Here is a 2112-nt window from a genome sequence, read left to right on the forward strand (position 1 = left end):
ATCAGAACCTGATGCACAGAGTTTTTGAGAAGTTAGGCTTGGCAATGAATGACGAAAAAGTCATGAATACTTATGAGGAGCTAAGTAGCTATGGTGCTATCGCTGCATAATAGTGTCCGGAGTATTGTTAGATACAGGGCAGTAAAATATATAGCGTGTTATGCGAACTCGGTTCGTTTAAACCACTGTTATACCACAAGGAGGTCAACTTGACTGGATTAGAGGTGTTTACATTAATTAAAGATGTGGCTTTGACTGGAGCAGCTATCTCCGGTGCAGTTGTTGCGATCAAAGGTCTAGGAACGTGGCGTCGCCAACTAAAAGGTCAATCGGAGTATGAATTGTCGCGTAGGATACTAGTCAGCTTATTCAAGTATCGTGATGCAATAAACGGAGTACGACATCCTGCTATGTTTTCATATGAAATTCCCCATCCATCTGAAGATGAAGCGAAGAGTATGAGTCCAGATGACATTCGTTATTATGGTATCTCTAAAGCCTATCAAAATAGGTGGGAGAAAGTTCAGGAGCAGCGTACATCCTTATATGCAGATCAACTTGAAGCGGAAGCTATATGGGGTAATGAACTAAACACGTTGTTCAAATCTATTTATTCCCTAGAACATGAATTATTCAACCGTGTTCGTCACCATCTTGTTCTTATGGATCCCAGTGCTGATGAGGGGCAAAAAGATGCCATCTTAAACATAGATAAAAAGAAAAGGGACATCATGTATGACGAGTTAGGTGAAGAGCCAGATGAGTTCAAGCAAGAGTTACTAGAAGCAATAGCGCTTGTTGAAAACTATTTGAAACCTAACCTGCGTCATGAAGTGGTATAACAAACTGTTTAAGAGTGATTCGCAACGCGTGGCATTTTTACTATGCGTTGCGTTCAGTGTTTAAGGTGGTCTGCGGCGGCTTCGGTATTACGTTGCTCACACCTTAACAGAGCGTTAGGCTTCACAATTTCAATTGTGCATCTATTGTCTTTTTATATCCAATCCCCATATAAGTACTGTTGCTATTAACTGTGTTTCATTTGAGGTCAATATGAACGAAGACAATATGTACGAAGTCGGCAAAATTGTAACTTTGAAATCCGGCGGTCCAAAAATGACTATCAAATCAGAAGAGCGTGATTACGATAAGAACTGGAAAGGCACATATGAGTGTCAATGGTTTGCAGGTAAGAAGCTTGAGCGTGGGGTTTTCCCTCATGACTCTTTAGTTGTTGTAGAAGACTAATGGATATCCAATCTGTTGCCCTTTGGATGCAAAGCATGTTGGATACAGATGGTTGTTTATATCAGGATGATGTGGTTGATTTTTTGGTAAAAAACCAGAAAGAAGAACTACTTCGAGAAAATACTGACGGCAACTTAGTTATTGGGCGTCCAGTGCTAAACGCATTCAAAAAATTGAATGAAAGCTCAGTTGTTTGGGTAAAACCAGATAAATATTGGCGCTTTAGAGTACCAGAAGACGAAGATAGGCGTGATGCAAGGGGCTAAAGCCTAACAGAGCATTTAAGAGTGATTCCCAACGCTAGGCATTTTTGTTGCCATCGTTGGGTTTTGTGTTTACGGTGTTATGGTTTAGGTTTGGTGGTAGCGTTGCTCGCGAGAATGTAATTTAATTTGTGTAAACGCTTGTCGTTAATACTCCAAAATGGAGAGTAACAATGAGCGTTGAAATCAACGAAAAACTGGTAGATCAAATAGCCAGTCAGATTAAAACTCAGGATGATCTTGCCGACTTCAGCCGTTTACTTATTAAGGCGACTGTTGAACGTGTTATGGCCGCTGAATTGGAAGAGCATCTGGGTTATGCCAAATACTCGCCTGAAGGCCATAACACGGGCAACAGCCGCAACGGCAGCACCTCAAAGAATATCAAAGGGGATTTTGGTGAGGTCGAAGTCAAAGTCCCCAGAGATCGAAATGGTGACTTTGTTCCTCAGCTGATAGCCAAAGGCCAGACTCGTGTCATCACCGATGTAATAAGTCTTCAAAACACCAGTTTAATTTGACCTCCCGATTAACCCTTTTCTGGCCGATTGTTTTCCTGTTGGTATCAAGCAGGGAGCAGCGCCATGACCAATCGAGAGGA

General features: G+C 41.7%; 4 protein-coding genes. All 4 read left to right on the forward strand.

The window, feature by feature from the left end; genetic code table 11:
• Positions 1-209: 209 nt before the first annotated feature.
• The 4 genes from AK963_RS28105 to AK963_RS28120 all read left to right on the forward strand — a co-directional run bounded on the left by AK963_RS28105 (position 210) and on the right by AK963_RS28120 (position 2032).
• On the forward strand, positions 210-842 hold the full coding sequence (locus tag AK963_RS28105; protein WP_066018610.1) for a hypothetical protein: 633 nt from the start codon (positions 210-212) through the stop codon (positions 840-842).
• A gap of 211 nt (positions 843-1053) precedes the next feature.
• Positions 1054-1248 carry a YodC family protein gene (locus AK963_RS28110; protein ID WP_066018611.1) on the forward strand — a complete coding sequence of 65 codons (195 nt, stop codon included), beginning with the start codon at positions 1054-1056 and terminating at the stop codon, positions 1246-1248.
• Positions 1248-1514 carry a DUF6953 family protein gene (locus AK963_RS28115; protein ID WP_066018612.1) on the forward strand — a complete coding sequence of 89 codons (267 nt, stop codon included), beginning with the start codon at positions 1248-1250 and terminating at the stop codon, positions 1512-1514. The genes AK963_RS28110 and AK963_RS28115 overlap by 1 nt, the downstream gene beginning before the upstream one ends.
• Before the next feature lie 170 nt (positions 1515-1684).
• The gene (locus tag AK963_RS28120) at positions 1685-2032 is read left to right on the forward strand and encodes a transposase (protein ID WP_066018613.1); all 348 of its coding nucleotides are present in this window, start codon (positions 1685-1687) and stop codon (positions 2030-2032) included.
• The last annotated feature ends 80 nt before the right edge of the window (positions 2033-2112 follow it).

Origin of the sequence: Endozoicomonas atrinae, from assembly GCF_001647025.1 — a bacterium.
Lineage (GTDB): Bacteria > Pseudomonadota > Gammaproteobacteria > Pseudomonadales > Endozoicomonadaceae > Endozoicomonas > Endozoicomonas atrinae.